The sequence below is a fragment of the Streptomyces sp. NRRL S-1813 genome, assembly GCF_000719605.1.
Taxonomy (GTDB): domain Bacteria; phylum Actinomycetota; class Actinomycetes; order Streptomycetales; family Streptomycetaceae; genus Streptomyces; species Streptomyces decoyicus.
Window position 1 is genome coordinate 40,282 of record NZ_JOHB01000015.1, and the last position, 26,027, is coordinate 66,308.

At 71.2% G+C, this 26,027-nt stretch carries 20 protein-coding genes; 9 read left to right on the plus strand and 11 right to left on the minus strand.

Features of this window, described 5'->3' with window-relative positions:
• Nucleotides 1–9: 9 nt before the first annotated feature.
• Together IF67_RS0121690 and IF67_RS0121695 are read right to left on the minus strand one after the other, a co-directional pair.
• Complete coding sequence (locus IF67_RS0121690; RefSeq protein WP_030988088.1) at nucleotides 10–1,350, minus strand: SWF or SNF family helicase; 1,341 nt, start codon at nucleotides 1,348–1,350, stop codon at nucleotides 10–12.
• A complete protein-coding gene (locus tag IF67_RS0121695) occupies nucleotides 1,347–4,337 on the minus strand; it encodes a DEAD/DEAH box helicase (protein WP_030988090.1) in 2,991 nt (996 codons plus the stop codon). Before IF67_RS0121695 ends, IF67_RS0121690 begins: the two co-directional genes overlap by 4 nt.
• 148 nt (nucleotides 4,338–4,485) lie before the next feature.
• Between IF67_RS0121695 and IF67_RS0121700 the strand changes: the two genes are divergently transcribed.
• On the plus strand, nucleotides 4,486–4,668 hold the full coding sequence (locus IF67_RS0121700) for a hypothetical protein (RefSeq protein ID WP_030077786.1): 183 nt from the start codon (nucleotides 4,486–4,488) through the stop codon (nucleotides 4,666–4,668).
• 728 nt (nucleotides 4,669–5,396) lie between these two features.
• On the opposite strand, the gene IF67_RS0121705 is transcribed toward IF67_RS0121700, so the two are convergent.
• The gene (locus IF67_RS0121705) at nucleotides 5,397–6,179 is read right to left on the minus strand and encodes a hypothetical protein (protein ID WP_030988093.1); all 783 of its coding nucleotides are present in this window, start codon (nucleotides 6,177–6,179) and stop codon (nucleotides 5,397–5,399) included.
• Between the two features lie 110 nt (nucleotides 6,180–6,289).
• On the opposite strand from IF67_RS0121705, the gene IF67_RS39445 reads away from it, so the two are divergent.
• A complete protein-coding gene (locus tag IF67_RS39445) occupies nucleotides 6,290–6,706 on the plus strand; it encodes a hypothetical protein (RefSeq protein WP_037839676.1) in 417 nt (138 codons plus the stop codon).
• Nucleotides 6,707–6,815: 109 nt separating this feature from the next.
• On the plus strand, nucleotides 6,816–7,712 hold the full coding sequence (locus IF67_RS0121715; RefSeq protein WP_030988097.1) for an oxygenase MpaB family protein: 897 nt from the start codon (nucleotides 6,816–6,818) through the stop codon (nucleotides 7,710–7,712).
• A gap of 41 nt (nucleotides 7,713–7,753) precedes the next feature.
• Here the strand turns inward: IF67_RS0121715 and IF67_RS0121720 are convergent, their stop codons facing one another.
• Nucleotides 7,754–8,365, minus strand: coding sequence for a class I SAM-dependent methyltransferase (locus IF67_RS0121720; RefSeq protein ID WP_030988099.1), 612 nt, complete (start codon nucleotides 8,363–8,365; stop codon nucleotides 7,754–7,756).
• Nucleotides 8,362–9,849: a purine-cytosine permease family protein gene (locus tag IF67_RS0121725; RefSeq protein ID WP_030988101.1), complete on the minus strand. Its 1,488-nt coding sequence runs from the start codon at nucleotides 9,847–9,849 to the stop codon at nucleotides 8,362–8,364. The genes IF67_RS0121720 and IF67_RS0121725 overlap by 4 nt, the downstream gene beginning before the upstream one ends.
• A gap of 308 nt (nucleotides 9,850–10,157) precedes the next feature.
• Between IF67_RS0121725 and IF67_RS0121730 the strand changes: the two genes are divergently transcribed.
• On the plus strand, nucleotides 10,158–10,772 hold the full coding sequence (locus tag IF67_RS0121730) for a GTP-binding protein (protein ID WP_030988103.1): 615 nt from the start codon (nucleotides 10,158–10,160) through the stop codon (nucleotides 10,770–10,772).
• Nucleotides 10,773–10,847: 75 nt separating this feature from the next.
• On the opposite strand, the gene IF67_RS0121735 is transcribed toward IF67_RS0121730, so the two are convergent.
• Nucleotides 10,848–11,276: a PPOX class F420-dependent oxidoreductase gene (locus IF67_RS0121735; protein ID WP_030988106.1), complete on the minus strand. Its 429-nt coding sequence runs from the start codon at nucleotides 11,274–11,276 to the stop codon at nucleotides 10,848–10,850.
• Nucleotides 11,277–11,445: 169 nt separating this feature from the next.
• Between IF67_RS0121735 and IF67_RS0121740 the strand changes: the two genes are divergently transcribed.
• Complete coding sequence (locus tag IF67_RS0121740; protein WP_030988108.1) at nucleotides 11,446–11,853, plus strand: roadblock/LC7 domain-containing protein; 408 nt, start codon at nucleotides 11,446–11,448, stop codon at nucleotides 11,851–11,853.
• Nucleotides 11,854–11,932: 79 nt separating this feature from the next.
• Nucleotides 11,933–12,829 (plus strand): DUF6397 family protein, encoded by an 897-nt coding sequence (locus tag IF67_RS0121745; RefSeq protein WP_030988111.1) that lies wholly within the window; start codon nucleotides 11,933–11,935, stop codon nucleotides 12,827–12,829.
• Here the strand turns inward: IF67_RS0121745 and IF67_RS0121750 are convergent.
• Both IF67_RS0121750 and IF67_RS0121755 read right to left on the minus strand, forming a co-directional pair.
• Nucleotides 12,760–13,629 (minus strand): acyl-CoA thioesterase, encoded by an 870-nt coding sequence (locus IF67_RS0121750; RefSeq protein ID WP_030988112.1) that lies wholly within the window; start codon nucleotides 13,627–13,629, stop codon nucleotides 12,760–12,762. The two genes, IF67_RS0121745 and IF67_RS0121750, sit on opposite strands and share 70 nt — an antisense overlap.
• 52 nt (nucleotides 13,630–13,681) lie before the next feature.
• The gene (locus IF67_RS0121755; RefSeq protein WP_030988113.1) at nucleotides 13,682–16,192 is read right to left on the minus strand and encodes a DEAD/DEAH box helicase; all 2,511 of its coding nucleotides are present in this window, start codon (nucleotides 16,190–16,192) and stop codon (nucleotides 13,682–13,684) included.
• Between the two features lie 938 nt (nucleotides 16,193–17,130).
• On the opposite strand from IF67_RS0121755, the gene IF67_RS0121760 reads away from it, so the two are divergent.
• Nucleotides 17,131–17,922, plus strand: a complete 792-nt coding sequence (locus tag IF67_RS0121760) for a metal-dependent hydrolase (RefSeq protein WP_030988115.1) — start codon at nucleotides 17,131–17,133, stop codon at nucleotides 17,920–17,922.
• A gap of 206 nt (nucleotides 17,923–18,128) precedes the next feature.
• Here the strand turns inward: IF67_RS0121760 and IF67_RS0121765 are convergent, their stop codons facing one another.
• Nucleotides 18,129–19,910: an ABC transporter ATP-binding protein gene (locus tag IF67_RS0121765; RefSeq protein ID WP_030988118.1), complete on the minus strand. Its 1,782-nt coding sequence runs from the start codon at nucleotides 19,908–19,910 to the stop codon at nucleotides 18,129–18,131.
• The gene (locus IF67_RS0121770; protein WP_030988120.1) at nucleotides 19,907–21,709 is read right to left on the minus strand and encodes an ABC transporter transmembrane domain-containing protein; all 1,803 of its coding nucleotides are present in this window, start codon (nucleotides 21,707–21,709) and stop codon (nucleotides 19,907–19,909) included. Before IF67_RS0121770 ends, IF67_RS0121765 begins: the two co-directional genes overlap by 4 nt.
• Before the next feature lie 233 nt (nucleotides 21,710–21,942).
• Here IF67_RS0121770 and IF67_RS0121775 point away from each other — a divergent pair, with 233 nt between their 5' ends.
• Nucleotides 21,943–22,701: a hypothetical protein gene (locus tag IF67_RS0121775; protein WP_051818409.1), complete on the plus strand. Its 759-nt coding sequence runs from the start codon at nucleotides 21,943–21,945 to the stop codon at nucleotides 22,699–22,701.
• Between the two features lie 293 nt (nucleotides 22,702–22,994).
• Entirely contained in the window at nucleotides 22,995–24,416 is a 1,422-nt protein-coding gene (locus tag IF67_RS0121780) for a cation:dicarboxylate symporter family transporter (protein WP_037839679.1), read from the plus strand.
• Nucleotides 24,417–24,472: 56 nt separating this feature from the next.
• Here the strand turns inward: IF67_RS0121780 and IF67_RS0121785 are convergent, their stop codons facing one another.
• Nucleotides 24,473–25,906: a Gfo/Idh/MocA family protein gene (locus IF67_RS0121785; protein ID WP_030988123.1), complete on the minus strand. Its 1,434-nt coding sequence runs from the start codon at nucleotides 25,904–25,906 to the stop codon at nucleotides 24,473–24,475.
• Nucleotides 25,907–26,027 lie beyond the last annotated feature (121 nt).

Genomic DNA, 26,027 nt, shown 5'->3' on the forward strand with positions numbered 1-26,027 from the left:
CCCTGCCGCTCACCCCTCCGCGGACAGGCCCGCCAACGCACCCGCCGGATCCTCCGTGGCCGGACCGGCGGGCACCCACCGCCCGCCCTCCCTGCGATACGGCCACCAGCGGCCGTCCCGCCCGTAGCGCAACTGGGCGGCGCCGCCGACCACCGTCCAGCGGTTGCGGGTGGCCCGCAGCCGCGGCCGGGCCTCGCCGTCCTCCCAGGCGGCCGCGAGCTTGCTGGTTGCCCGTGCCAGCGCCTCCGGCCCCGGCGTCCAGTCCTCCTCCAGGACCGCGAGCCCGGCCGTGCCGCCCAGCTCCCAGGCCCGTACGGCGGCCGCCAGACTCCGTGCCTCCCGGCCCGAACCGGCCGCCAGCCGCGCCGATATGACCTCTCCGGGGCCGGCGGCCGCCAGCCGCACCGCATCCTGGGCGGGAGTCAGCACCGCCGGCGGCGGACTGTCCGGTTGCCAGGCGGAGAGCGCATCCGCCAGCAGCCGCTGGGCGCGCGCCGCCGTGTCCGCGATCAGGAACTCCAGGGCGGCCACGTCCACCCCGGGCGCGGGCGGGGTGCCGCCACCGAGCACCGGCGGGGCACCCGGCGCGTCAACCGGCGGCGGTGCCGCGGGCAGCGGCGGCAGAATGTCGCGCGCCGCATAAGCCTCGGCCGCCGGCACCCCCGCGCCGGACCGTTCCGCCGCCAGGTCCTCGTCCGCCGGCCCCACCGCCCGCGCCGCGCTGCGCGCCTGCAACTCGTCGAGCAGCTCCCGCTCGCCCCGGCCGCGCAACAACAGCAGGACGAATGGGTCCTGGTCCAGCAGCCGCGCCAACTCGTAGCACAGTGCGGCCGAATGCGCGCAGTGGTCCCATGCGCCGCAGCCGCACTCCGACTCCAGGTCGCCGATGCCGGGGAGCAGCTCGATCCCGGCGGCGGCCGCGTCCTCGACGAGCACCGGGGGCATGTCCCGGTCCAGCAGTGCCGCGATATGCCCGGCCCGGTCCGCGACCATGTCCAGGAAGCGGTCCCAGTCCGCCGCGCTCAGCTGCTGTAGCAGGACGTCGGACCGGTGCCGCGTATGGTCGCGGTCCTGGACGACCGCCGTGATCCGGCCGGGGCGCACGGACACCGCGCCGACCGCCCCGGCCCGCGCATGCCGCCGGCCCAGCCTCAGCTGCTCACCGTCCAGTGCGGTGTCCTCCAGCGCCTTGAGCCACGCCTGCCCCCACCAGCTCCGCGCAAAGGCACGCCCACGCGCCACAGGCAGGGCGCCGAACGTCCGCGCACAGTCCGCCGAGCCCTCCTCGTCCGGACACCTCGAACCGTCCCGCTCCGGATGCCTCGGTTCTTCCCCTCCGAGCGCGTTCATCGCTCACTCCCTCGCAGTGCGACCAGGTCCGCCAGCTCGGCGTCGGTGAGTTCGGTCAGTGCGGCCTCGCCGGACCCCAGCACCGCATCGGCCAACTGCTGCTTACGGGAGAGCATTTCGGCGATCCGGTCCTCGATCGTGCCCTCCGTGATGAACCGGTGGACCTGCACCGGCCGGCTCTGCCCGATGCGGTAGGCCCGGTCGGTGGCCTGTGCCTCGACGGCCGGATTCCACCAGCGGTCGAAGTGCACGACATGCGCCGCCCGGGTGAGGTTCAGACCGGTACCCGCCGCCTTCAACGACAGCAGGAACACCGGCGCCGCGCCGTCCTGGAAGCGCCGCACCATCTCCTCGCGCCGGGCCACCGGTGTCCCGCCGTGCAGGAACTGTGTGGGCACCCCGCGCGCCGCCAGATGCCCCTCCAGCAGCCGCGCCATCTGCACATACTGCGTGAACACCAGCACGCTCGCGCCCTCGGCCAGGAGGGTGTCCAGCAGCTCGTCCAGCAGCTCGACCTTCCCCGAACGCCCCATGATCCGCACCGCTCCCGCCGCACGGCCGCCTTCCGCCCGGTCGTTCTCCTTCAGGTACTGCGCCGGGTGGTTGCAGATCTGCTTGAGCGAGGTGAGCAGCTTGACCACCAGCCCGCGGCGGGCGAATCCGTCGGTCCCGGCGATCTCGTCGAGCCCCTCGCGCACCACGGCCTCGTACAGCCCGGCCTGTTCCTTGGTCAGCGCCACCGCACGGTCGGTCTCCGTCTTGGGCGGCAGCTCCGGCGCGATCCCCGGATCGGACTTACGGCGGCGCAACAGGAACGGCCGCACCAGCCGGGCCAGTCGCCCGGCCGCCGCGCCCGCCTCGGGGGACGCCGCCGCGCCGCCCTCGATGGCCTGCGCATAGCGCGTACGGAACCGGCCCAGCGGCCCCAGCAGCCCCGGCGTCGTCCAGTCCAGGATCGCCCACAGCTCCGACAGGTTGTTCTCCACCGGGGTGCCGGTCAGTGCCACCCGGGCCTCGGCGGGGAGGGTCCGCAGCGCCCTGGCGGTCGCGGAGAAAGGATTCTTGATGTGCTGTGCCTCGTCCGCGACGACCAGACCCCAGCCCACCTCCGCCAGCTTCCCGGCATCGAGCCGCATCGTCCCGTAGGTGGTGAGCACGAACTCGCCGTCCGCCAGCTCCGTCAGGCTGCGCCGCCCGGCGTGGAAGCGGCGCACCGGCGTGCCCGGCGCGAACTTCTCGATCTCCCGCTGCCAGTTGCCCATGAGAGAGGTGGGGCAGACGACCAGCGTGGGGCCGGCGGACCCGGGACAGGTCTGCCGGTGCAGATGCAGGGAGATGAGCGTGATCGTCTTCCCCAGCCCCATGTCGTCGGCGAGACAGACGCCCAGCCCCAGCGACGTCATCCGGTGCAGCCAGCCGAGCCCGCGCACCTGGTAGTCGCGCAGCGTGGCGGCGAGCGCCGCCGGCTGCCGGAGGGGTACGGCGTCGCCGCCTTCCGGGTCGGCGAGCCGGTCGCGCAGCCGGGCGAGCGGGCCGGAGGCCTCCACTTCCACCCGGCTGCCGTCCGGGTCCTCGGCGGTGCCGGTGAGCGCGGCGCCGAGCGCATCGAGCGGCGTGATCTTACGGTCCTGACGGTCCCGGGCCGCCCGCAACGCCTCCGGGTCGATCAGCACCCACTGGTCGTGCAGCCGCACCAGCGGCCGTCCCGCCTCGGCGAGCCGGTCCAGCTCATTCCTGTCCACCTCCTGGCCGCCCACCGCGAACCGCCAGCTGAAGGAGAGCAGGGCATCCGCGGACAACAGCGAAGGCAGCCCCGACTCCGGCCTGTCCCACCCATTGGCGTCCCCGGCATCGGGCGGTCCCACCACAGCCCGGCTGGTCAGCGTGCGCGCCAGCTCTTTGGGCCAGTGCACCTGCACCCCGGCGGCGGCCAGCGCCCGCCCGGCCGGACCGAGCAGCTCGGCGATTTCCTCATCGGCGAGGTCCAGCGCCCCGGGGACCGCCGCGGACAGCAACGGGGTGAGCGGCGCCCAGGCTGCCGCCGCACGGCGCAACGTCAACAGCGTGTCCCTCCGCGCCCGCGACCCGAAGGCCTGCCCCGCGGGCGAAGTCCCCGCCCACACCTCGGCGGCATCCGCGACCAGCGTCGGATCGGTGAGGCTGTGCAACTGGAGCGCGGCAGTGAAGCCGGTGCGGGCACCCGAAGGCACCGCCCCGACATCACCGCCCCCCTGGCCACCGATTCCCTCCCCCGCCATGCCGTGCACTTCGACCCGCAGCGAGATCCGCACACCCGCGTCATGTCCCGCGGCCACCTCCGTGGCCCAGACACGCTGCTCGGGGATGTGCTGCGGGGCGAGCACCGCAAACGCCGGCGCCCCGGTGACGAGCGCCGCACCGGGGGAGCGCGGCAGCCCGTCCGCCACCGCGTCGAGAAAGGCCCGTACCTGCCCCTCGGGGTCCGGCAGCGCCAACGGGTCGGAATCCGGGAGCGGGGCGGCATGCGCGTACGGGGGAATCGCCGCGGCGAGATCGCGCAGCCGCTCCAGGTCCGCCGGGTCGAGCGGACCCATCCGCCAGGCGTCATATCCGGCGGGACTCACCCCGGGCAGCAGCCGGCCACGAGCCGCGAGCTGTAGTGCCAGTACGGCCGCGGCTCCCCAGAAGGCGGCAGCCGGATGGGTACCCCGCGCGGCCCGCGCACGGGTGAGCACCGGCACCGCCTCAGCAACCGTCAGGACCAGGGCCGGAACCTCGCACAGTGAAACCCCACCGTCCTCACCCGGCAGAGCCACCTCCAGCCGCTCCGTCGCCTCCCCGGCCCCGCCCCTCGCACCGTCCGCGCCGAGCACTTCTCCCAGGGGCTCGCCATCAGGCCGCCAGAAGGCGACCCGCCCTGCTCGTGGCGGATCCGACGGCAGGAAAACCGCTGCACAGCGGGAGAGCGCGGACAGCTGAGCGGGCGTGACCACGGCAAGGGATGTCACTGCTTCCCGAACTCCTCAAGTTTGACTACTGACGCCTGGAGCGCCCGAGAGTACAGGACAGCACGCGCCTTCCTGGAACCTGCGGCACGAAAACGGCGTTCAATGGAGTACACAGAGCGCGGCGCACGCCGCGGAAGGGGAGTGAAGGATGTCCACACAGGCGAAGGTCGCGGTCGGCGGCGTCGCGGTGGGAGTGATCCTGCTGTGGCTGCTGCCCTTCTGGGCGGCCCTCTTGGTCATGGTCGGGGTCCCGGCCGTCGCGTATCTGACGCTCGACTCCTCCCAACGACGCCGACTGCGCCGCGTCAGCCGCAAACAAATCGGCCGCTGACTGAGCAGACACCCGCCCTACCTGGACCCACGCCCTCGCCTGGCCCGCGCGCTGTACGGGCCACCACCCGCACGTACCGACGGCTGGCTCTCCCGACCCACGCTCGGTTCGAGCGAGCCGGGGCTGCGGGTGGGCACTTGCCGGGCAGGCGCCGTTGGCCACCACTCCGGCCACGTAACTCGGGTGACTCGGCCATCCCTGGCACGGGCGCGGCCGGCCCCATGGCCCGGCGTGCGATCGGTGACGGACAGCGCCGCCGGGCCGCTGACGGGAACGGGCGCAGGTCGGAGGGGAGGTACCGGGGACCGCCCGCAGGACCGGAGCACACGCCGGGGTACTCCCTCTCACGGACCAGATGCGCCCGCGCCGTGGGGGCACCTCCCGGCCGAAGGCTGGGGGAGGGCCCCGGTGCGTCCCCTCCGACCCCCGCGGCAACCCCAAGCGCCGCACGCACGGCCCCCACCGGCCGCACGCCTGATATGAAACGCACGGCAGAGCGCCGGCCCACCGGCCGCACGCCCGCCACGAACCGCACAGCAGGGGCGCCGGCCCACCACCCGCACGCCCGCCACGAACCGCACAGCCGAGGCACCACCCACTGCCCACCGAGCCTGCCACCCGCGAACCCCGCCCACACCCCCACGAACGCCCGCCTCAGGCCAACCCGCCTCAGGCCGCCCCGCTGAAAACCGCCCGCCCAAGACCGACCCGCCCAAGACCGGCCCACCTCAGACCGGCCGCGCCGCCAACTCATCAAGCGACGACAACAGCCCGGGAAGCGCAGGCCCCCGCCCCACCGGATGCACCTCACCCGGCTCGTCATCCAGCAGCACGAACGCAATGTCATCGGTACGAGCAACCAAGCTCCAGCCGGGCCCGTCAACCCGCAGCGTCCGCGCCTCGCCCGCCGCGAACGACGACCGCACCCGCCCCGGCGGCGGCGGCTCGTTCACATACCCGCGCGCCTCCTCCAGCACCCGCCGCACTCCCTTGTGCGCATGATCCCCCGGCTCGGCAAAGCTGTCGTCGTCATCCACCTGCTCGCGCCACGCCGCCCACTGCATGGCGATCTCGTCCGCGCCCAGCCGCCGTTGCGCCGGCCCCCACTCCTCGGCGTCCGGCGGCGCGAGCGGCGCCGGGTCGCCTTCCTGCGGTTCCGGATCGTGCGGCTGCGGTACCCCCGGCGTCGCGACGGCGAGTGCGAGCGGCCAGCCGGGCATCGCCCCGACGATGCTGCCCTCGCCGGGGGAGAGGTCGTACTCCATCCCGCAGTCCCAGGCCGCGATCGCACACGCGACCAGCGACACATCCTCCGTTGCCACGGTCCAGCGCGCGCCCTCACTGTCCTGACCGAGGACCAGCCCGTAGCCCTCCGCATACGGTTCGAGGCCGAGGCCCGCACACACCTCGGGGTAGTCGTCGCCGAGCACGCTCGGGAACTGCGCGGGCGTCAGCAGCACCGCCGTCAGCACGAACAACTGGTCGTTGTCGGCGCTCTCGGTCGTGGGCACGCGGGCCTCCCCATCCAATCCGTCGCGGAGTACGTCGGCGCACCTTAATTGGCTTGGGAGGGGCTTGTCACCAGCCGTACGCTGCGCAGATGTGTTTTTACAGCCGCCGCATGCACTTCGTGTGCCTGGCCTGCCGGGCCGCGTGGAAGAAGACGCCGGCCTCGTACGGCCCGGTCCGCTGCCCGCAATGCCGCGCCGAGCTGATCAACGCGGGCGCCGACCTGGCGGTCCCCAAGAGGCGCGACGAAGCCGGCTGGCGCGCCCTGGAGGCCGTACTGCGCGCGGGCCTGACCTTCCACGGCGGCTGCTGCGGTACGGGCCCCGGCTACCGTCCGCGCACCCCGCGCGAGGTCCAGGAGCGGCTGGCGCTCGCCGGCCGCACCGGCATGCCCGTCAAGAAGGCGCTGTCCGTAGTGGATCCGGCGCTCACGGACCGCTATGGCGCCGCCGCGCGCACTCCAGGACGCGGCACCCGCACCGCACCTCGCGCGACCGGGGTGCCCCAGCACTCACCGAAGACCGCCTGAACTACGGAATCCGGCCACCACACGGCCCGATCTGTCGCCCGTCACCCCCTCCAACTTCCCTCCGCCCCCCTAAAATCGGCACGTCGGCGAACGAAGGGACGGACGTCACGTGCGGCGCTACGACTGGTTGAGGGAGATCCGGCGGCTCGACCCGGAGCGCGACTTCCTGCGGATCTACCGCATCATCGCCACCCATGAATTCCCCTGGGACATCACCAGAGCCCTGGAGCTGGCGCTCTACCGCACCTACGCGGTGCCGAGCATCGGCCGGCTGCTCGCCGAGACCGCCGAGCTGACGGGCCGTACGCAAAAGCGCTATGACGACACCGCTCTCCTCCTGGACGCCGTCGTCGAGCACGGCTTCGACGGCGAGGACGGCCGGACGGCGATCCGCCGGATCAACCAGATGCACCGCAGCTATGACATCAGCAACGAGGACATGCGCTATGTCCTGTGCACGTTCGTGGTGGTGCCCAAACGCTGGCTCGACGCGTACGGCTGGCGGCGGCTGACCGCGCAGGAACAGCAGGCCGTCGCCGTCTATTACCGCACCCTCGGCCGTCATATGGGCATCACCGAACTCCCGCAGACCTACGAGGACTTCGAGCGGTGCCTCGATGCCTACGAGGAGGCGCACTTCGGCTGGGACGAGGGTGCGCGCAGGGTGTCGGACGCCACGCTGGACCTGATGGCGGGGTGGTATGGCCCGCTCGCTCCGGTGGTGCGCGGAGCGAGCATGGCCCTCCTGGACGACTCGCTGTTGGCGGCGTTCCGGTACGAGCGGCCCCGGCCGGCCGTCCAGAAGACAGTACGCACCGCCCTGAAGCTGCGTGCCAAGGCCGTGCGGCTGCTGCCGCCCCGTCGCACGCCCCACTACGCCCGCCAGAACCCCGAGATCAAGGGCTATCCGAACGGCTTCAAGGTGGCCGAACTCGGTACCTTCCCCACCGCCCGCCGCACGGGCAGCTGCCCGGTGCCCCACGTGGAGGGCCCGGCGGCGCCCTGAAACCCCGCACGCCGCCGGCCAGGTCAGGCCCGGCGTCCCGGTCAGGCCCGGCGGACCGCCAGCGCCAGGTAGCGGGAGTCTTCGTCCTCGTACCGGATCAGGTCCCAGCCGCAGTCGTCCAGGAGGGGCCGCAGATTCGGCTCCGCCCGCAGGTCGCCGGGGGTGAGCGGGCGGCCCTTGCGGGCGGCGAGGGCGGCCCGCCCGATGGGATGGAAGAGAGCCAGCCGGCCACCGGGGCGTACGGTCCTGGCGAGTTCGGCGAGGCCGCCCGCCGAGTCCGGCAGGTGCGAGAGGAGCCCGGCGGCGAAGACCGCGTCCAGTGCGGCGTCGGGCAGCGGCAGCCGCGTCACGTCCGCGAGCAGCAGCGCCGCGTCACGGTCGCGCCCGGCCCGCACGGCGGCCCGGAGCATCTCGGGCGTCAGATCCGCGCCCAGTACCGTCCCGCGCGGTCCCACGGCCGCCCGCAGCGCGGGCAGCGCGCGCCCCGTACCGCAGCCGGCGTCCAGGACCCGGTCGCCCTCCTGGAGGACCAGTTCGGCGACGCCCGCGGCATAGGCGGGACCGTCGTCGGGGAACTTCGTGTCCCAGTCGGCGGCGCGTGACGCGAAGAACGCACGGACCTCGTGCGGCCGGTCGGCGTGGTGGTCGGTCATCGGGTTCCTCCGGAGGTGGGACGGCCGGCGAGGGAGGCCGTGCAGGCGTACAGGGCCGCCGCGACGGCCAGGGCCACCACGACGCCGAGGTTCATGGCGCCCAGCGTGCCCCGGGCGGCGCCGTCGGTGAGCAGAAAGCCCACGGCCCGGGCGATATGGGGATCGCCGGAGGTGACCAGGCCGAGTCCGACCGCGGTCGCGACGGCGAGCGAGAGCATCGCCGGCCAGCCCAGGGCCCGTACGGACGTCAGCTCGAAGCCGGTGTGGCGGCGGCGCCACTGCTCCACCAGGAAGACGGCCGCCCAGGCGGCCATCGCCACCCCGATGACGGACAGGAACGCCTGGAAGGTGGCGAAGAAACTGGGGGAGACGAACAGCACGTACCAGCCGCCGAAGGCCATCAGCGCACCGTCCACCAGGACGGCGAGGTGCCGGCGGACGGGGATGCCCAGGGCCAGCATCGACATGCCCGAGCTGTAGATGTCCATGATCGCCCCGGAGGCGAAGCCCCCGATGGCGGCAAGCAGATACGGCACCAGGAACCAGGTCGGCAGCTCGGCCGCGAGGGCGCCTACGGGGTCGGCGGCCGCGGCCTCGGCGAGCTTAGGATCACCGGCGTTCAGCAGCACGCCGAAGACCAGCAGCGCCAGAGGGGGCAGCACCCCGCCCAGCGTGGTCCACCAGGTGACCGCCCGCCCGCTGCTCGTAGCCGGCAGATATCGGCTGTAGTCGGCGCCGCAGTTGACCCAGCCCAGGCCCAGGAGCGTCATCGCGAACACGACGCCCCCGATGCAGGTGCCGAGGCTGCCGGACGGGCCGTTCCCGAGGGCGGACGGATCGATGCGGTCGGCCATCAGCACCATGTACACCACGGTCAGGGCGGTGATCGCCGCGGTCAGATACTTCTGCACCTTCATGATCAGTGCGTGCCCGAAGATCCCGACGACCACGACCGAGACGGCGGTCACCACGAAGCACAGCGCCTGCGCCGCCGTGGTCGGTGTCTCCCCGTCGGCGCGGGCGAACGTGCCGGGCGCGACCCGGGCCAGGATCACGGACCCTCCGAGCGAGGAGAGCGCGACCAGTACGGTCTCCCAGCCCACGTTGGACACGTAACTGAACACGGTGGGCAGCTTGTTGCCCTGTGTCCCGAAGGCGGCCCGGCCGATGGCCATGGTGGGTGCGCCCGTGCGCGCCCCGGCGACCGAGACCAGACCGACCAGGAGGAAGGACAGCACATAGCCGAGGGCCCCGGTGACGATCGTCTGCCAGGGGCTGAGCCCGAGCCCCATGAGGTAGACGCCGTAGGCGATGGACAGCAAGGACAGCCCGGACGCGGCCCACGGCCAGAAAAGCGACCTGGGCGTGCCGTGCCGTTCGGCATCCGGCACCGGAATGATGCCGTTGCGCTCGACCGACCCCGTCGACGGGGTCGCCGCCGTCACCGGTGGGCCGACCGGCTTCTGTGACTGCTGCTGCGTCATGCGCTCATGATCCCGCACGGGCCCGGCCGGCCTCCGGGCGCACATATCCTGCCCGATATGGCCGCGCCCCCGGGACCCGTGGCGGTGCGCCGTGGAGGTCCAACTACCACGAATCCGGCGGTGGATGGGTTTCTTGATCCGAAGACGTGGCGGCTTTGGCGAATCCGGGGAAATCCCCCTCCACGGGGGGTACGGTCCTCGCCATGGATTTCGGACGGCCCTCCGCCGCCGAAGGCTCGCTCCCCGCCGAGCCATGGATCCGCATACCCCGTGACGCGCAGGACCCTGCATCCTGGAGGAGACGGCCGATGAACGCCGCACAAGGGGCCCCGGAGGACGCAGCCCCGGACCCCGACGCCGAATTGACCCTGAAGATCTTAGTCGCGGGCGGCTTCGGCGTGGGCAAGACGACCCTGGTGGGCTCGGTCAGCGAGATCCACCCGCTGCGCACGGAGGAACGGCTCAGCGAGGTGGGCGAGACCGTGGACGACACCGGGGGAGTGGACGACAAGGGCACCACCACGGTGGCGATGGACTTCGGCCGCATCACCATCAGGCAGGGCCTGTCCCTCTACCTCTTCGGCACCCCTGGACAGGACCGCTTCTGGTTCCTGTGGGACGACCTGTCGGAGGGCGCGCTGGGTGCCGTGGTGCTGGCCGATACCCGGCGGTTGCAGGACTGCTTTCCGGCCGTCGACTACTTCGAGCGCCGCGCGATCCCGTTCCTGGTGGCCGTCAACTGCTTTGCGGAGGCACGGTCCTACGGGGCCGACGAGGTGGCCCGCGCACTGGACCTGGACCGTGGCACACCGGTCGTGCTCTGTGACGCAAGGGACCGCGACTCCGGCAAGGAGGTGCTGGTCCGGCTCGTCGAGCACGCGGGACGGCGGCACTCCGCCCGGGTGCTCGATCCGGTGGGCTGACCGGCGTACGGCCGACGTGGCGCGGAGGTCGGGACGGCCCGCGCCATACATGTCTCGGCCGGCGCCACGCACGCCTCAGTCGGCGACAGCCGCGAGGGCGACGGCCTTGTCGATCTTGATCCGTACCACCAGCTCGCCCGGCACTCCGTTGCGGGCGCCGTACTCCTCCGCCCGGTCCTCGCCCATGTAGCGGGCCGCGATCCGGGCCGCCCAGTGACGTACGTCCGCCAGGTCGTCGCTCACCTCCGCCGTCCCCTGTACGACCACGAAGGCAAACGGCGGCCGTTCGTCGTCGACGCACAGTGCCACCCTGCCGTCGCGGGCGACATTGCGGCCCTTGACCGTGTCCTCGCCGGTGTTGAACACCAGCTCATCACCGTCCATGAGGAACCACACCGGGGCGAGGTGCGGGCTGCCGTCGGCCCGTACGGTCGCCAGCTTCCCGGTACGGGTGCCCTCGGAAAGGAACCTCTGCCACGCATCCTTCGTCATCTTGTGTGCCATGCCGACATCCTCAGCCATGCGGCACATCCGACCGCCGCGTGGCACGCCGGTCCGTGGGGCCGCTTGCCGAGACGGCGGAGGTGGGACAGGCTGGCACGGCAGGTCGCGGACGGGCCGCGGGCTGCCGTCCGGCCAGGAGCGCGGACGGGGACACGGGGAGGAAGCCGCAATGGCATTGAGCAGCGGACTCGACTGGCTGCTGGACGACCTGACCAAACGGGTGGAGAAGGTACGGCACGCGCTGGTGCTCTCCAACGACGGGCTGGTGACCGGGGCGAGCGAGGGACTGGAGCGGGGCGACGCCGAGCACCTCGCGGCGGTCGCCTCGGGAATGCACAGCCTCGCGAAAGGGTCGGCGCTCCACTTCGGCATCGGTCGGGTGCGCCAGACCATGGTCGAGTTCGACGACGGGGTGTTGTTCGTGACGGCGGCGGGGGACGGCAGCTGTCTGTGCGTGCTGGCGCGCGCCGACGCCGACATGGGCCAGGTCGCCTACGAAATGACGCTGCTGGTCAATCGCGTAGGGGAGCATCTGGGCGTTGCGGTCCGCCAGCCGGAGAGTTATCCACAGGTCTGAGGCGGGGCTTGACCCACTGTCACCACCTGCGGCTATCGTCGTCACTGTCAGTGATCGACCGAGTTGCGGGGGAAGCGGCATGACAGTGATGTGCGAGGGGCAGCAGACGCTCACGATGGGGCGGGCGGCCCGCGAACTGGAGCTGAGGACCGGCGAGTTCGAGCTCGCCACCCAGCTCGGAGAAGTGCGGACGGTCCCGGCCGGGACCGACGACCGGTCGGCCGGGACGGGATCGCTCGGCAGGCGCCGGGTCCCCGCGGAGGAGATCACCCGGCTACAGGCCGAGCCGGATTTCCCGGACGCGCTCCGCGACCGGATCCGCACGGTCAGCACGACCGAGGCCGCCGCACTCATGGGCATCGGCCCCGGCCGGGCCGGGCGTCTGACCCGGGCCGGCTGCTTCAGCCCCGTCCGTTTCTATGTGAACCGCTTCGGCGCGGTGGTCTGGTTCTATCTCGCGGCCGAGGTCGCCGACTTCGCCGACCGCGAACCCGACCTGATGCGGGGCAACACCCCGCCGGCGATGCGGGTGATGCTCGACAGCGGACAGGACTGGCGGGCACGCCAGTGGCGCAGCCGACGGGTCGCCCAGCTCATGGGGCAGACCGACGACCCCTGGGAAGCGGCAGCGGTGATCGCCGCCGTGCTGCCGCCGGAGGAGCTGGCCTCGGTGGCCGAGGAACCACTGGAGCGGTCCCTGCTGCGCCGGCTCAGGCCCACCCTGGCGTCCGTGATCACGGTGACCCCGGCCGCCCGGGAGTCCTACGAGCGGGTGCTGACGGCGGATGAGTTCGACGAAGTGCTGTGGTACCGCGTCCATCTCTCCCGGTGCCTGGAAAGGGCCCGCCGAGAAGATCCGGGGCGGCTGCGGACCCCTGCCGCCGTTCCCTCCAGCGCCCGCCCGGGTCAGTCCCCGAGCTTCCTGAACAGCCCTTCCTGGACGACCGAGACCAGCAGCCTGCCCTCCCGGTCGTAGATCCGCCCGCGGGCCAGGCCGCGGCCTCCGGTGGCGATCGGCGACTCCTGGTCGTAGAGGAACCACTCGTCCGCGCGGAACGGACGGTGGAACCACATCGCGTGGTCGAGCGAGGCCATGTCGAACCCGCGCGGACCCCAAAGCGGCTCGACGGGGATGCGGACGGCGTCCAGCAGCGTCATATCGCTGGCGTAGGTCAGCGCGCAGGTGTGCACGAGCGGATCGTCGCCCAGCGGCCCGACCGCGCGCATCCACACCGCGCTGCGGGGCTCCGCACCCTCGATCTCCTCCGGGGTCCAGCGCAGCCGGTCGGCATACCGGATCTCGAAGGGCATCCGGCGTTCCATCCGCTCCAGCGATACGGGCAGATCGTGCAGGCGCTCGCGGACCTCTTCCGCGACCGTCGGCAGCTCCTCCGGGTCGGGCACCACCCGACGCAACGGCAACTGATGATCGAAGCCGGATTCCGGCTTGTGGAAGGAGGCGGTCAGATTGAAGATCGTGCGTCCCTGCTGGACGGCGACGACCCGGCGGGTGGTGAAGGACCGCCCGTCGCGGACCCGCTCGACCAGGTACACGATCGGCACCCCGGGCCGGCCCGGCCGCAGAAAGTACGCATGGAGCGAGTGGACCGGGCGGTCACCTTCCGTGGTCCGCCCGGCCGCCACCAGCGCCTGGCCCGCTACCTGCCCGCCGAAGACCCGCTGCAACGATTCCTGCGGGCTGCGGCCCCGGAAGATGTTCACCTCGATCTGCTCGAGATCGAGCAGATCGACCAGCTTATCGGCGGGATTGGTCATGACCGGTGGCCCTCCGTCAGATCCTTCGGCGGCCTCGGTCGAAGCCGTCGCCTCACAACTGACCCACATCCGTGACCCGCACCACCGCACGGCCTTCTTCGTCGGAGGCGGCCAGATCCACCTCCGCGGAGATGCCCCAGTCGTGATCACCGTTCGGGTCGGCGAAAGTCTGCCGCACCTTCCACAGCCCGTGCTCGGCATCCTCCTGAATTTGCAGCAGCTTCGGGCCGCGTGCGTCCGGACCGGTGCCCAGGTCGTCGTATTCGTCCCAGTAGGCGTCCATCGCCTCGCCCCAGGCGTCCTCGTCCCAGCCGGATTCGGCATCCATCGCGCCGAGCTCCTCGACCTTGTCCAGTGCCGCGAGCTCCACCCGCCGGAACATCGCATTGCGCACCAGCACCCGGAACGCCCGCGCATTGGATGTGACCGGCCGGACCTGATCCGCCCGCTCCGCGGCCTGCTCCGCCGTCTCCACCTCCGGATTGGCGAGCTGTTCCCACTCGTCCAGCAGGCTGGAGTCGACCTGCCGCACCATCTCGCCCAGCCAGGCGATGATGTCCTGGAAGTCCTCGGACTTCAGATCGTCCGGCACGGTGTGGTCCAGGGCCTTGAACGCACTCGCCAGGTAGCGCAGCACGATCCCCTCGGTGCGCGCCAGCTCGTAGAAGGACGTGAACTCCGTGAAGGTCATGGCGCGTTCGTACATATCGCGGATGACCGACTTCGGCGACAGCGGATGGTCGCCGACCCACGGATGACTCTTGCGGTACAGGCCGTAGGCGTGGAAGAGCAGCTCCTCCAGCGGCTTGGGGTACTCGACGTCCATGAGCCGTTCCATGCGGTCTTCGTACTCGACGCCGTCGGCCTTCATCTGGGCGACCGCCTCGCCACGCGCCTTGTTCTGCTGCGCGGCCAGGATCTGGCGCGGATCGTCCAGCGTGGACTCCACGACCGAGACCATGTCCAGCGCGTAGGAGGGCGACTCGGGGTCGAGCAGATCGAACGCGGCGAGGGCGAATGTCGACAGCGGCTGGTTGAGCGCGAAGTCCTGCTGAAGATCCACGGTCAGCCGGACGATCCGGCCCGCGTCCGGCTCCGGCAGTCGCTCGACGATCCCGCCGTCCAGCAGCGAGCGATAGATCGCGATGGCCCGCCGGATGTGCCTGAGCTGATTCTTGCGCGGCTCATGGTTGTCCTCGAGGAGCTTGCGCATCGCCTCGAAGGCATTGCCCGGCCGGGCGATCACGGACAGCAGCATCGCGTGCGTCACCCGGAAACGGGAGTTCAGCGGCTCCGGATCGGAAGCGATCAGCTTCTCGAAGGTGTTCTCACCCCAGTTGACAAAGCCTTCCGGCGCCTTCTTGCGCACGACCTTCCGGCGCTTCTTGGGGTCGTCGCCCGCCTTGGCCAGCGCCTTCTCGTTCTCCACGACATGCTCGGGGGCCTGCGCGACCACAAAGCCCGCGGTGTCGAAGCCGGCCCGGCCGGCACGCCCGGCGATCTGGTGGAACTCCCGCGCCCGCAGCGTCCGCACCCGCGACCCGTCGTACTTGGTCAGTGCGGTGAACAGCACCGTACGGATGGGGACGTTGACACCCACGCCGAGGGTGTCCGTACCGCAGATGACCTTCAGCAAGCCCGCCTGCGCCAGTTTCTCGACGAGCCTGCGGTACTTCGGCAGCATGCCGGCGTGGTGCACGCCGATGCCATGGCGGACATACCGCGACAGGTTCTGGCCGAACTTGGTGGTGAACCGGAAGTTCCCGATGAGGTCGGCGATCTGGTCCTTCTCCGCACGTGTACACATATTGATGCTCATCAGGGCCTGTGCCCGCTCCACGGCGGCGGCCTGAGTGAAGTGCACGATGTACACGGGGGACTGGCGGGTCTCCAGCAGCTCGGTGAGCGTCTCCGTCATGGGCGTCGTGCGGTACTCGTACGACAGCGGCACCGGACGCGTCGCCGAGCGCACCACCGACGTCGGCTTCCCCGTGCGCCGGGTCAGGTCCTCCTCGAAGCGCGACATGTCGCCGAGCGTCGCCGACATCAGGATGAACTGCGCCTGCGGCAGTTCCAGCAGCGGAATCTGCCAGGCCCAGCCACGGTCCGGCTCGGCATAGAAATGGAACTCGTCCATCACGACCTGGCCGATGTCGGCGTCCTTGCCGTCCCGCAGCGCTATCGAGGCGAGGACCTCGGCGGTGCAGCAGATGACCGGTGCATCGGCGTTGACCGAGGCGTCACCGGTGAGCATGCCGACGTTCTCGGTGCCGAACAACTTGCACAGGTCGAAGAACTTCTCCGAGACCAGCGCCTTGATGGGCGCGGTGTAGAAGGTGACCTGGTCATTGGCGAGAGCGGTGAAGTGCGCACCGGCCGCCACCAGGCTCTTACCCGAGCCGGTGGGGGTGGAGAGGATGACGTTCGCCCCAGAGACCACCTCGATCAGCGCCTCCTCCTGGGCAGGGTAGAGCGAGATGCCCTGCTGCTCGGCCCAGCCCGAAAAGGCTTCGAAGAGGGCATCGGGGTCGGCGTCGTTCGGGAGATGATCGATGAGGGTCACGCCCCCATACTGCCTGCCTTCGGCCCGGATCAGGGAACCGGCGACCCGGACGGAGATCAGCTGATGATCGACAACGCCGAAACCCGCCCGGCCGGCGGACCCCCGGGCCCCGCCGTCCCACCCGCCGCGTCGGCCCAAGACGCCGCTTCGGCAGCCTTGACCTGCGGAATCTTGTTCCGCGCCAGCGCAGGCCGGAAAGGCGCATGGTGCAGCGCCATCACCCTCCGTACAAACTGCTGGGCGCGCTGTCGTCTCCGACGATCACCCTCTGCGCCGCGGCGCCGCCGGTACGTGTCAGAGATCACCCGCCTTACGCACCTCACGCACCGTGCGCGGCAAGCGCGGCAAGCAGAGCACGCACCTCGTCCGGTTCAAGAGCCCCGATCAAGAGACCCGGCTCAAGACCTGACCAAGAGGCCCGACCCCGAGGCCCGATCAAGGAACAGGATCGAGAAACGGGATCACAGCACCCGGTCGGGAGACCGAGCAAAGGTGCGCGATCAAGAAACCCGGAGTCGAGGCAGGCGGCTCGGGATCGTTCCGCCGGCGGTCGGTGGCCTCGGACGGCGAGTCCGGTCAGGCAGTCATGCGGGGGTGTTGGTCCCAGTGGGGATGTCCATACCAAGGGCGGTGTGTGCAGGCGGAGTTGGTGCAGAAGGTGGGGCGCGTTCCCCGGGCGCTTTCCGGGACAAAAGCCAGGAAGTCGCCTGTAGTGAGCAGTTGGCTCCGGCAGTCCGGCGCCGCTCCGGTGGTCGGTCCTGCTGATGTTCTGCCGACGCCCGCACACAGAGGTTGGCTCACCCCCTCCTCGTAGGGAGATCATCTGACGCTACGCTGAGTCGCCGACCGGGCGTCAGAGGCGCGGCTCAGCAGTGCGCGAGGCAGACGGCGCGCGCAGGAGAACAAGCGGCGCAAGAGAACAAGGGGTGGGGACAACCATGATGGGACCGGCGCACTCGCTGTCCGGGGCCGCGGCCTGGCTGGGGGTGGGCGCGGCAGCCGCTGCCGCCGGTCATCCGATGCCCTGGCCGGTAATCGTCTGCGGGGCTCTGATCTGTGCCGGTGCGGCGCTCGCCCCGGACCTCGACCACAAGTCCGCGACCATCTCGCGGGCCTTCGGACCGCTCTCGCGGCTGCTGTGCGAGGTGGTCGATGCGATCTCGCACGCGGTCTACAAGGCGACCAAGATGCGCGGTGACTCGACCCGCAACGGAGGTCACCGCACGCTCACCCACACCTGGGTATGGGCGGTGCTGGTCGGCGGCGGGATGTCGCTGCTGGCGATGCAGGGCGGTCGCTGGGCGGTGCTCGGCATCCTCTTCGTCCACATGGTGCTCGCCATCGAAGGGCTGCTGTGGCGGGCGGCACGGGTCTCCAGCGATGTACTGGTGTGGCTGCTGGGCGCGGCCTCGGCCTGGATCCTGGCCGGCATTCTCGACCAGCCGGGCAACGGGGCGAGCTGGCTGTTCGCCGAACCGGGGCAGCAGTACCTCTGGCTGGGTCTGCCGGTCGTCCTGGGTGCGCTGGTCCATGACATCGGCGATGCCCTGACCGTCTCCGGCTGCCCCGTCCTGTGGCCCATACCGATAGGCCGTAAGCGCTGGTATCCGCTCGGCCCGCCCAAGGGCATGCGCTTCAAGGCAGGCAGCTGGGTGGAGCTGAAGGTGCTGATGCCGGTCTTCATGGTGCTGGGCGGCCTCGGCGGTCTGGGCGCGCTCAATTACATCTGACGCGTACTCCTGACGCTCACCTCTGACGCGCGCGGCGCATCTGACGCGCACGGCGGGCGCAGGGGACCGAACCGGAGCTACCGGCGGGGCCCCGGGCACCGGAGCCCTCTGTCGGACCCCGGAACCCCCGTTTCCTCGGCCCCGAGCCCCGCCGCTCCCGTTCCGTGTCAGCCGTGTCGGAGGTGCTCAGCCGTTGTCAGCCGTGCTCAGCCGTGCCACGAGCGCCAGAGCGCCGCGTATGCGCCATCGGCGTCGACCAGTTCGTCGTGACTGCCCAGTTCGCTGATCCGGCCGTCCTCGACGACCGCGATCACATCGGCGTCATGCGCGGTGTGCAGCCGGTGCGCGATCGCCACGACCGTACGGCCGTCCAGCACCCTGCCCAGTGAGCGCTCCAGATGGCGGGCCGCCCGCGGGTCGAGCAGCGACGTCGCCTCGTCCAGCACCAGGGTGTGCGGATCGGCGAGCACCAGCCGGGCCAGGGCGATCTGCTGGGCCTGGGCGGGCGTCAGCGTGTGCCCGCCCGAGCCGACCTCGGTGTCCAGCCCCTTGCCGAGGGCCCGCGCCCAGTCACCGGCGTCCACCGCGCCGAGCGCGGCCCACAGTTCGGCATCGGCGGCACCCCCGCGCGCCAGCAGAAGATTGTCGCGGAGCGAGCCGACGAAGACATGGTGTTCCTGGTTGACCAGTGCCACCTGCTCACGGACCCGCTCCGCCGGCATCGCGGAGAGCTCGGCCCCGCCCAGGGTGACGGTGCCCACGCGGGGACCGTAGATTCCGGCCAGCAGCCGGCCCAGTGTCGATTTGCCGGCGCCGGACGGCCCGACGAGCGCCATCCGGGTTCCCGGAGGGACCCGCAACGAGACCTCACGCAGTACGTCGACGCCGGCACGGTAGCCGAAGCTCACCCCGTCGGCGCGGACGTCCCGGCCATCCGGGAGCCGCTCCGTGCCGGCGGCCTCCGGTTCGATCTCCCGGACGCCGACGAGCCGCGCGATGGACACCTGGGCCACCTGCAACTCGTCGTACCAGCGCAGGATCATGCCCACCGGCTCGATCATCATCTGCGCCAGCAGCGCCCCCGTCGTCAGCTGTCCCGGAGTGATCCAGCCCTGGATGACGAACGCTCCGCCGAGCAGCAACACCGATCCCAGGAGCAGCACATGGGTCAGATCGACGACGGGGAAGAGCACCGAGCGCAGGAAAAGCGTGTAGCGCTCCCATTGGGTCCACTCGCGGATCCGGCGCTCCGACAGGGCGATCCGGCGGGCGCCCAGCCGATGGGCCTCGACCGTGCGTCCCGCGTCCACGGACTCGGTGAGCACCGCGGACACCGCGGCATAACCGGCCGCCTCCGAGCGATAGGCGCCGGGCGCCCGCTTGAAGTACCAGCGGCAGCCGACGATCAGCAGTGGCAGCGCGACCAGTACGGACAGGGCGAGCGGCGGCGCGGTCACGGTCAGCCCGCCGAGCAGCAGCGCCACCCACCCCACGCCGATGGCCAGCTGTGGTACGGCCTCGCGCATCGCGCTGGAGAGCCGGTCGATGTCCGTGGTGATCCGCGACAGCAGATCGCCGGTACCGGCCCGCTCCAGGACGCCCGGCGGCAGCGCCACGGAGCGGACGAGGAAGTCCTCGCGCAGATCCGCCAGCATCTGTTCGCCGAGCATCGCCCCGCGCAGCCGTACCAGGCGGACGAACACCGTCTGGGCGGCCAGTGCGACGGCGAACAGCCCGATGGTGCGCTCCAGTTGGAGGTCCCGGGCGCCCGCGGCAAGCTTCTCGACGACGCCGCCGAGCAGATACGGGCCGGCCATGGAGGCGATCACCGCGAGCGCGTTCACGGCGACCAGCAGGGTGAACGCCGTGCGGTGTCGGCGGATCAGGCCCCCGACATAGCTGCGCACCGTTGCCGGTGAGCCGACGGGCAGGGTCGTGAGGATCTGCGGGGCGTCCGGATCGTGCTCGGGCGGCGCCAGGCCGATCATGCGCTCTCCTCGGTCTGGCCGGTCGACATCGCCGGCTCGGGGTCCGTTTCGCGGGTGACGACCGCGCGGTAGGCAGGGTGGCTGTGCAGCAGTTCGCGATGGGTGGCCTCGGCGACGGCCTTGCCCTCCTGGAGGAAGACCACCTGTTCGGCCCGGTCCAGCAGGAGCGGGCTGGAGGTGAGCACGACGGTGGTACGCCCCGTCCTGATCTCCCGCAGGCCGTCGGCGATCCGGGCCTCGGTGTGCGCATCGACGGCGCTGGTCGGCTCGTCGAGCACCAGCACCTCCGGGTCGGTGACCAGCGATCTGGCCAGTGCCAGCCGCTGCCGCTGCCCGCCGGACAGCGACCGGCCGCGCTCGGTGATGTGGGTGTGCATCGGGTCTCCCGCATCGTCGACGGACGCCTGTGCCAGTGCGGTCAGCACATCGCCGCACTGGGCGGCGGCCAGTGCCTTCGTCGCGCCCACCCGCCCGGAGGCCGGTACGTCGAGCAGTTCGCCGAGCGTGCCCGAGAGCAGCATCGGGTCCTTGTCCTGGACGAGTACTGCCTCCCGGGCGACGTCGCGCGGCAGCTCGTCCAGCGGGGTACCGCCGAGGACGACGGACAGCGGGCCGGTCCTGTCAGCACCGTCTTCGTCGTGCTGCGGCGGGTGTCCGCCGAGGCGTTCGGCGAGCCGGCCCGCGGTGTCGGGGTCGCCGCAGACCACCGCGGTCAGCCGGCCGGCCGCAAGGGTCAGGCCGCTGACCGGGTCGTGCAGATCGCCGGTGGGCGTCGCCCCCTGGCTCCTGGCCGGGCCGCCGGACGGCCGGGTCTGTGCCAGTACGCGGACGGTGCGCTTCGCCGACGGCTTGGCGAAGGAGTAGGCCTGGGCGATCTCTTCGAAGTGCCGGAGAGGGAAGAGCAGGAAGGCGACCGCGCCGTAGAGGGTGACGAGGTCGCCGACGGCGATCGTGCCGTCGAGGGCGAGCCGGGCGCCGTACCAGACCACCGCGATGAGCAGCAGGCCCGGCAGCAGTACCTGGACGGCCGAGATCAGCGACCACATCCGGGCGCTGCGGACGGCGGCCTTGCGCACCTCCTGGGAGGCGCTGCGGTAGCGGCCGAGGAAGAGTTCCTCGCCGCCGATGCCGCGCAGTACGCGCAGCCCGGCGACGGTGTCGGAGGCCAGCTCGGTGGCCCGGCCGGCCTTCTCGCGCTGTGCGTCGGCGCGCCGGGTGGCGGGCGGCAGCAACGGCAGCACGGCCAGCGCCATGACCGGTACGCCGACGGCTACCAGCACTCCCAGTTCCGGCTGGTAGACGGCCACGGCGATGGCGACGGCGACCGTGGTGACCGCGGAGGCGCCGAACCGGGAGACCGCCTCGACGAACCAGCCGATCTTCTCCAGGTCGCCGGTGCTTACGGCGACGATCTCACCGGCCGCCACCCGTCGGGTCATGGCCGACCCCAGTTCCGTGGTCTTGCGGGCGAGGAGCTGCTGCATCCGGGCGACGGCGGTGATCCAGTTGGTGACGGCCTCGCGGTGGAGCATGGTGCCGCCGAGGGCGATGAGTACGCCCAAGGCCATGATCAGGCCGCCGGCCAGGAGCAGCCGGCCGCCGTCGCGGTCCACGACGGCCTGCACGGCGAGCCCCACCGGCAGCGGTGAGGCGGCGATGGCGCCGACGTTCACCAGCCCCCAGGCGAGGGCCTTGAGCTGTCCGCCGAGCTGTTGTTTGTAGAGCCACAGCAGGAAGGCGCCGCCCGTACGGACGTCCGGGACGCCCGGGTCGGGATGCGGAAGATCGCGAATGTGCATGATGTCCCAGGCGAAGTCGTGGTGGGTGGTCGGCAACAGGACGTCCCGGCAGCCGAAATGCCCCTCTCGCCCGTCTCGCCTCCGGCCGAGGTCCTGGAAGATTGGCCCGCGCCCTGGGTTGATTTCAAACGGTTTTTCCGCTGTGGCCATGCGATTCGGACAATCGTGCGGCGGCCGGTGGGCGGTGGCCGGGTGCTGAACGGTCGTCAGCCGGACGGTGCGACCATGGGGGCATGCGAACAGCGGTCGGTGCGATGCGGACGGCGGCGATGGCCGCTGCGGGGCTGGTTCTTCTGGCGGGCTGCGGAGGCGGTGCGAGCGGCGGCCGCCACGGTGACGGCAAGGGTGACGGCGCGGGCAAGGGGGAGCGCCCAGGCGGTCCGGCACGCGGCTCGTCGGCCACCACCCACCTCAAGAACATCCCCGAGGTCGGTACCGCCCTGCGCTCGCGGCTCCCGGCCGGCTCCCGGCAGGTCGTGGCCGTCTACGGCAAGGACGTGAACTCCGCCGACGCCACCGTCGTCCTCTACGACAAGGGCCCCAAGGGCTGGGACCGCAAGGGGAGTTGGGACGCGCACAACGGCCGTCGCGGCTGGACGGCGGATCATCACGAAGGGGACAAGCGCAGCCCCGTCGGAGTCTTCCCCCTGACCGATGCGGGCGGCGTGCTGGCGGATCCCGGTGCCAAGCTGCCCTATACGCACTCATCGGCGTTCACCCCGCCGTCGTACTGGTCCAAGAACACCCGTCACGACTTCGACTACGTCGTCGCGATCAACTACAACCGCGTCAAGGGGACCTCCCCGCTGGACCCGACCCGCCCGCAGGGGCAGTCCAAGGGGGGCGGGGTCTGGTTGCACATGGACCACGGCAGCGGAACGTCCGCGTGCGTCAGCGTTCCGAAGTCCGGGATGCAGGCACTGCTGCGCGCCCTCGACCCGGCGCGGCACCCGGTGGTGGTCATGGGGGACAAGGCGCACCTGGCGGCCTGAGCGTACGGGCGCGGCGCGCAGACGAGGCGCGCGCGGGTCAACGGGTACGCGGGTGGCGGGGGCGCGCGGGCTCACGGGGCGCGGCGCCACGCGGCACGGCAAAGCAGGAGGAAGTGGACGCGGCGGTCACCCCTGCCCGAAAGTGGATGGCCCGTGCGCTGCCCCTTGGATCAAGCTCCAAGATTTCCCAGGAAGTTACACGGACCTCTTTCGTGGTGAACAACAAGCGACCATAGTGACGGATCGCGGAAGTCCACTTCCGCATCACAGAATCCGTCCATGGAGGAGTGCCCGTGCCGCACGCCACCGCAAGCCTCACCCGCCGCGCAGGCCGCTTCCTGCGCACCAGCCTGTTCACGCAGGTACTCGTCGCCCTGGTCCTCGGTGTGCTCGTCGGGCGCCTGTGGCCGCAGGCGGGGGCGTCGCTCCAGCCGCTCGGTGACGGCTTCGTCCGTCTGATCAAGGCGATGATCGCGCCGCTGGTCTTCTGCGTCGTCGTCGCCGGGATCACCAAGGCGGGTGATCTCAAGGCCTTTGGCCGGATCGGGGTCAAGGCCCTGATCTGGTTCGAGGTGGCGACCAGCATCGCGCTCGTCGTCGGTCTGCTGGCCGGCAATGTCTTCGCGCCCGGCGCCGGGATGCATATCGACCCGGCGTCCCTGGACAAGGGCGCGGTGGACGCCAAGACGGGAGGCGGCCAGCTGCCCTCCGCCGCCCAGTTCGTCCTGGAGTCGCTGCCGGACAGCGCGGTCGGCGCGTTCGCCGAGAACTCGCTGCTGCAAGTCCTGGTGCTGGCCTGCCTGGTGGGCGCCGCGCTGCTGCACCTCGGGCAGAAGAAGGTGCCGCAGATCCTGCCGGTGATCGAGCAGGCTCAGGACGTCGTGTTCACCATCGTCGGCTTCCTCATGAAGCTCGCCCCGCTCGCGGTCCTCGGTGCCACCGCCCACCTGGTGGGGGAGTACGGCCTGGGCGCGATGTCGACATACGGCAAGCTGATCGCGGTCTGTTACGGCGTCGCGCTGGTCTTCCTCGTGCTGCTCGGCTGCGCGCTCAAGGCCGTCACCGGACTGAGCCTGTGGAAGTTCGTCCGCTACACCCGCGAGGAGCTGCTGCTGGCGCTCGGCACCGGCTCCAGCGAGACCGTGATGCCGCGGATGATGCAGAAGCTGCGCGCCGCGGGCTGCCGGGACGATGCGGTGGGGCTGGTGCTGCCGACCGGCTACTCCTTCAACCTCGACGGCGCCTCGATCTATCTCTCCATCGGCACGCTCTTCATCGCCCAGGCGATCGGTGTCGATCTGTCGCTCGGCCAGCAGATCACCGTGGTGCTGGTACTGATGCTGACCAGCAAGGGCATGGCGGGCGTGCCGGGTTCGGCATTCCTCGCGCTGTCCGCGACGGCCTCCGCGCTGGGCGTCATCCCGGCCGCCGCGGTCGCCCTGCTGCTCGGTGTCGACCGGATCATGGACTCGATGCGGGTGGCGACCAATCTGCTCGGCAACTGTGTCGCGGTCTTCGCGGTGTCCCGCTGGGAGGGCGCACTGGACCGGGTGACGGCGAAGAAGGTCCTGAACGGCGAGCTGCCGGCCACCGCGCAGCCCGACCGCCCGGCGGAGCAGGAGCGGGCGGCGGAACCGGCGACGGCGGATGCGGCGAAGCCGCGGGAGGCGGCGGCCGGGCCGGGCGCCGCCTCCGTCACCACCCGCGACACCTGACGCGACGGGCCCGGCGGGCGCACAGCCGCCCGCCGGGCCCCACGGCGCCGGGGCCCTTACTCCTCCGGCTTCTGCGAATCCATCCCCGGCCGCGCCTTCTTCCACAGCCCACGGGTGAAGTCGGGAATCTCCTGCGGGGCGCCGTTCGCCTTGATCGAGAGATCGCTCAGCGGCACCGGCGCGGTCCAGGTTGCCGCGTCATAGACGTCGAAGTCCGGTACGAGGCCGAGCCGCATGCACTGCATCAGCCGGAAGACCAGCATGTAGTCCATGCCGCCGTGCCCGCCGGGCGGATTGGCGTGCTCCTTCCAGAGCCAGTGGTCCCACTCCGCGTACTTGGCGAAGTCGCCCCACTCGTCATTGCTCTGGTCCGGCTCCAGGTAGATCCGCTCGGGGTAGTCCTCGAAGACGCCCTTGGTGCCGCCGAGGCTGTTGATGCGGCTGTAGGGGTGCGGGGTGGAGACATCGTGCTCCAGCCGGATCACCCGGCCCTTGGCGGTCTGGACGAGGCTGATCGTCCGGTCGCTCTCGATGTACGACTCCTTCCAGCTCGGGTCGTTCGCCGGCATGTGCTCCTTGCGGTAGGCGGCGAGGCCGAGCGCGGGGGTGCCGAAGCTGGAGATCCGAACGGCGCGGTCGCCGCGGTTGACGTCCATGTAGTTGGCGACCGGACCGAACCCGTGGTTGGGGTAGAGGTCGCCGCGCAGCCGGGTGTGCCACAGCCGGCGCCATGGCCCCTCGTAGTACTTGGGATCGAACATCAGGCCGCGCAGATCGTGGTTGTACCCACCGGCGCCGTGCAGCAGATCGCCGAACAGCCCCGCGTGCGCCATCCGCAGCACCCGCATCTCGTTCTTGCCGTAACAGCAGTTCTCCAGCTGCATACAGTGTCTGCGGGTGCGCTCGGAGAGATGGACCAGCTCCCACAGCTGGTCCAGGCGCAGCGCGAGGGGGCATTCCACGCCCACATGCTTGCCGTTGAGCATGGCCGTCTTCGCCATCTCGAAGTGCCAGTCCCAGGGCGTGGCCGCGTAGACGAAGTCGATGTCGCCGCGCTTGCAGAGGTTCTCGAAGTCGTGGTCGCCGTTGGTGTAGACGGCGGGTGCGGGCTGTCCCGCGGCGGTGACCTTCTTGGCGGCCTTGGCGGTCTTTTCCTTCACCGGGTCGCACAGGGCGACGACGCGGACGCCCGGCATCGCGAGAAAGAGATCGATCATGCTGCCGCCGCGGTTGCCGAGCCCGACGATGCCGACGCGTACGGTGCTGCGCCGCTCGAACGGCACCCCGATCATGGTTCTGGCCTTGGTGTCGGAGGATGCGGCGGCGGCCGTCGCGGAGCCGGCCGCGGTGGGGGCGGCCGCCGCTGCCGTCCCGGACGCGAGGCCGCCGAGCCCCAGTCCGGCGCCCGCCGCACCGGCGGTCCACAGGACCGAACGGCGGCTCGGGCCCGCCTCGTTGTGGTCGTGGTTCTGCGATGGTGCCTCGTTCATCGGTCCTCCAGGGGAGCGCTGGCGTGCCGGGGCATACGTGAACCTCGGTCAGGACCCTGTCGGCCGACGGCCTGAGGCACAAGAGGGCCGATTGGACTCTTGATGCGGCACTCTTGGACTC

Bases quoted from the DNA above. Each gene is read 5' to 3' on its own strand.
- IF67_RS0121690 (WP_030988088.1), bottom strand. From the start codon at position 1,350: ATGAACGCGCTCGGAGGGGAAGAACCGAGGCATCCGGAGCGGGACGGT.
- IF67_RS0121700 (WP_030077786.1), top strand. From the start codon at position 4,486: ATGTCCACACAGGCGAAGGTCGCGGTCGGCGGCGTCGCGGTGGGAGTG.
- IF67_RS39445 (WP_037839676.1), top strand. From the start codon at position 6,290: ATGCACTTCGTGTGCCTGGCCTGCCGGGCCGCGTGGAAGAAGACGCCG.
- IF67_RS0121720 (WP_030988099.1), bottom strand. From the start codon at position 8,365: ATGACCGACCACCACGCCGACCGGCCGCACGAGGTCCGTGCGTTCTTC.
- IF67_RS0121725 (WP_030988101.1), bottom strand. From the start codon at position 9,849: ATGACGCAGCAGCAGTCACAGAAGCCGGTCGGCCCACCGGTGACGGCG.
- IF67_RS0121730 (WP_030988103.1), top strand. From the start codon at position 10,158: ATGAACGCCGCACAAGGGGCCCCGGAGGACGCAGCCCCGGACCCCGAC.
- IF67_RS0121735 (WP_030988106.1), bottom strand. From the start codon at position 11,276: ATGGCACACAAGATGACGAAGGATGCGTGGCAGAGGTTCCTTTCCGAG.
- IF67_RS0121740 (WP_030988108.1), top strand. From the start codon at position 11,446: ATGGCATTGAGCAGCGGACTCGACTGGCTGCTGGACGACCTGACCAAA.
- IF67_RS0121745 (WP_030988111.1), top strand. From the start codon at position 11,933: ATGACAGTGATGTGCGAGGGGCAGCAGACGCTCACGATGGGGCGGGCG.
- IF67_RS0121750 (WP_030988112.1), bottom strand. From the start codon at position 13,629: ATGACCAATCCCGCCGATAAGCTGGTCGATCTGCTCGATCTCGAGCAG.
- IF67_RS0121760 (WP_030988115.1), top strand. From the start codon at position 17,131: ATGATGGGACCGGCGCACTCGCTGTCCGGGGCCGCGGCCTGGCTGGGG.
- IF67_RS0121765 (WP_030988118.1), bottom strand. From the start codon at position 19,910: ATGATCGGCCTGGCGCCGCCCGAGCACGATCCGGACGCCCCGCAGATC.
- IF67_RS0121770 (WP_030988120.1), bottom strand. From the start codon at position 21,709: ATGCACATTCGCGATCTTCCGCATCCCGACCCGGGCGTCCCGGACGTC.
- IF67_RS0121775 (WP_051818409.1), top strand. From the start codon at position 21,943: ATGCGAACAGCGGTCGGTGCGATGCGGACGGCGGCGATGGCCGCTGCG.
- IF67_RS0121785 (WP_030988123.1), bottom strand. From the start codon at position 25,906: ATGAACGAGGCACCATCGCAGAACCACGACCACAACGAGGCGGGCCCG.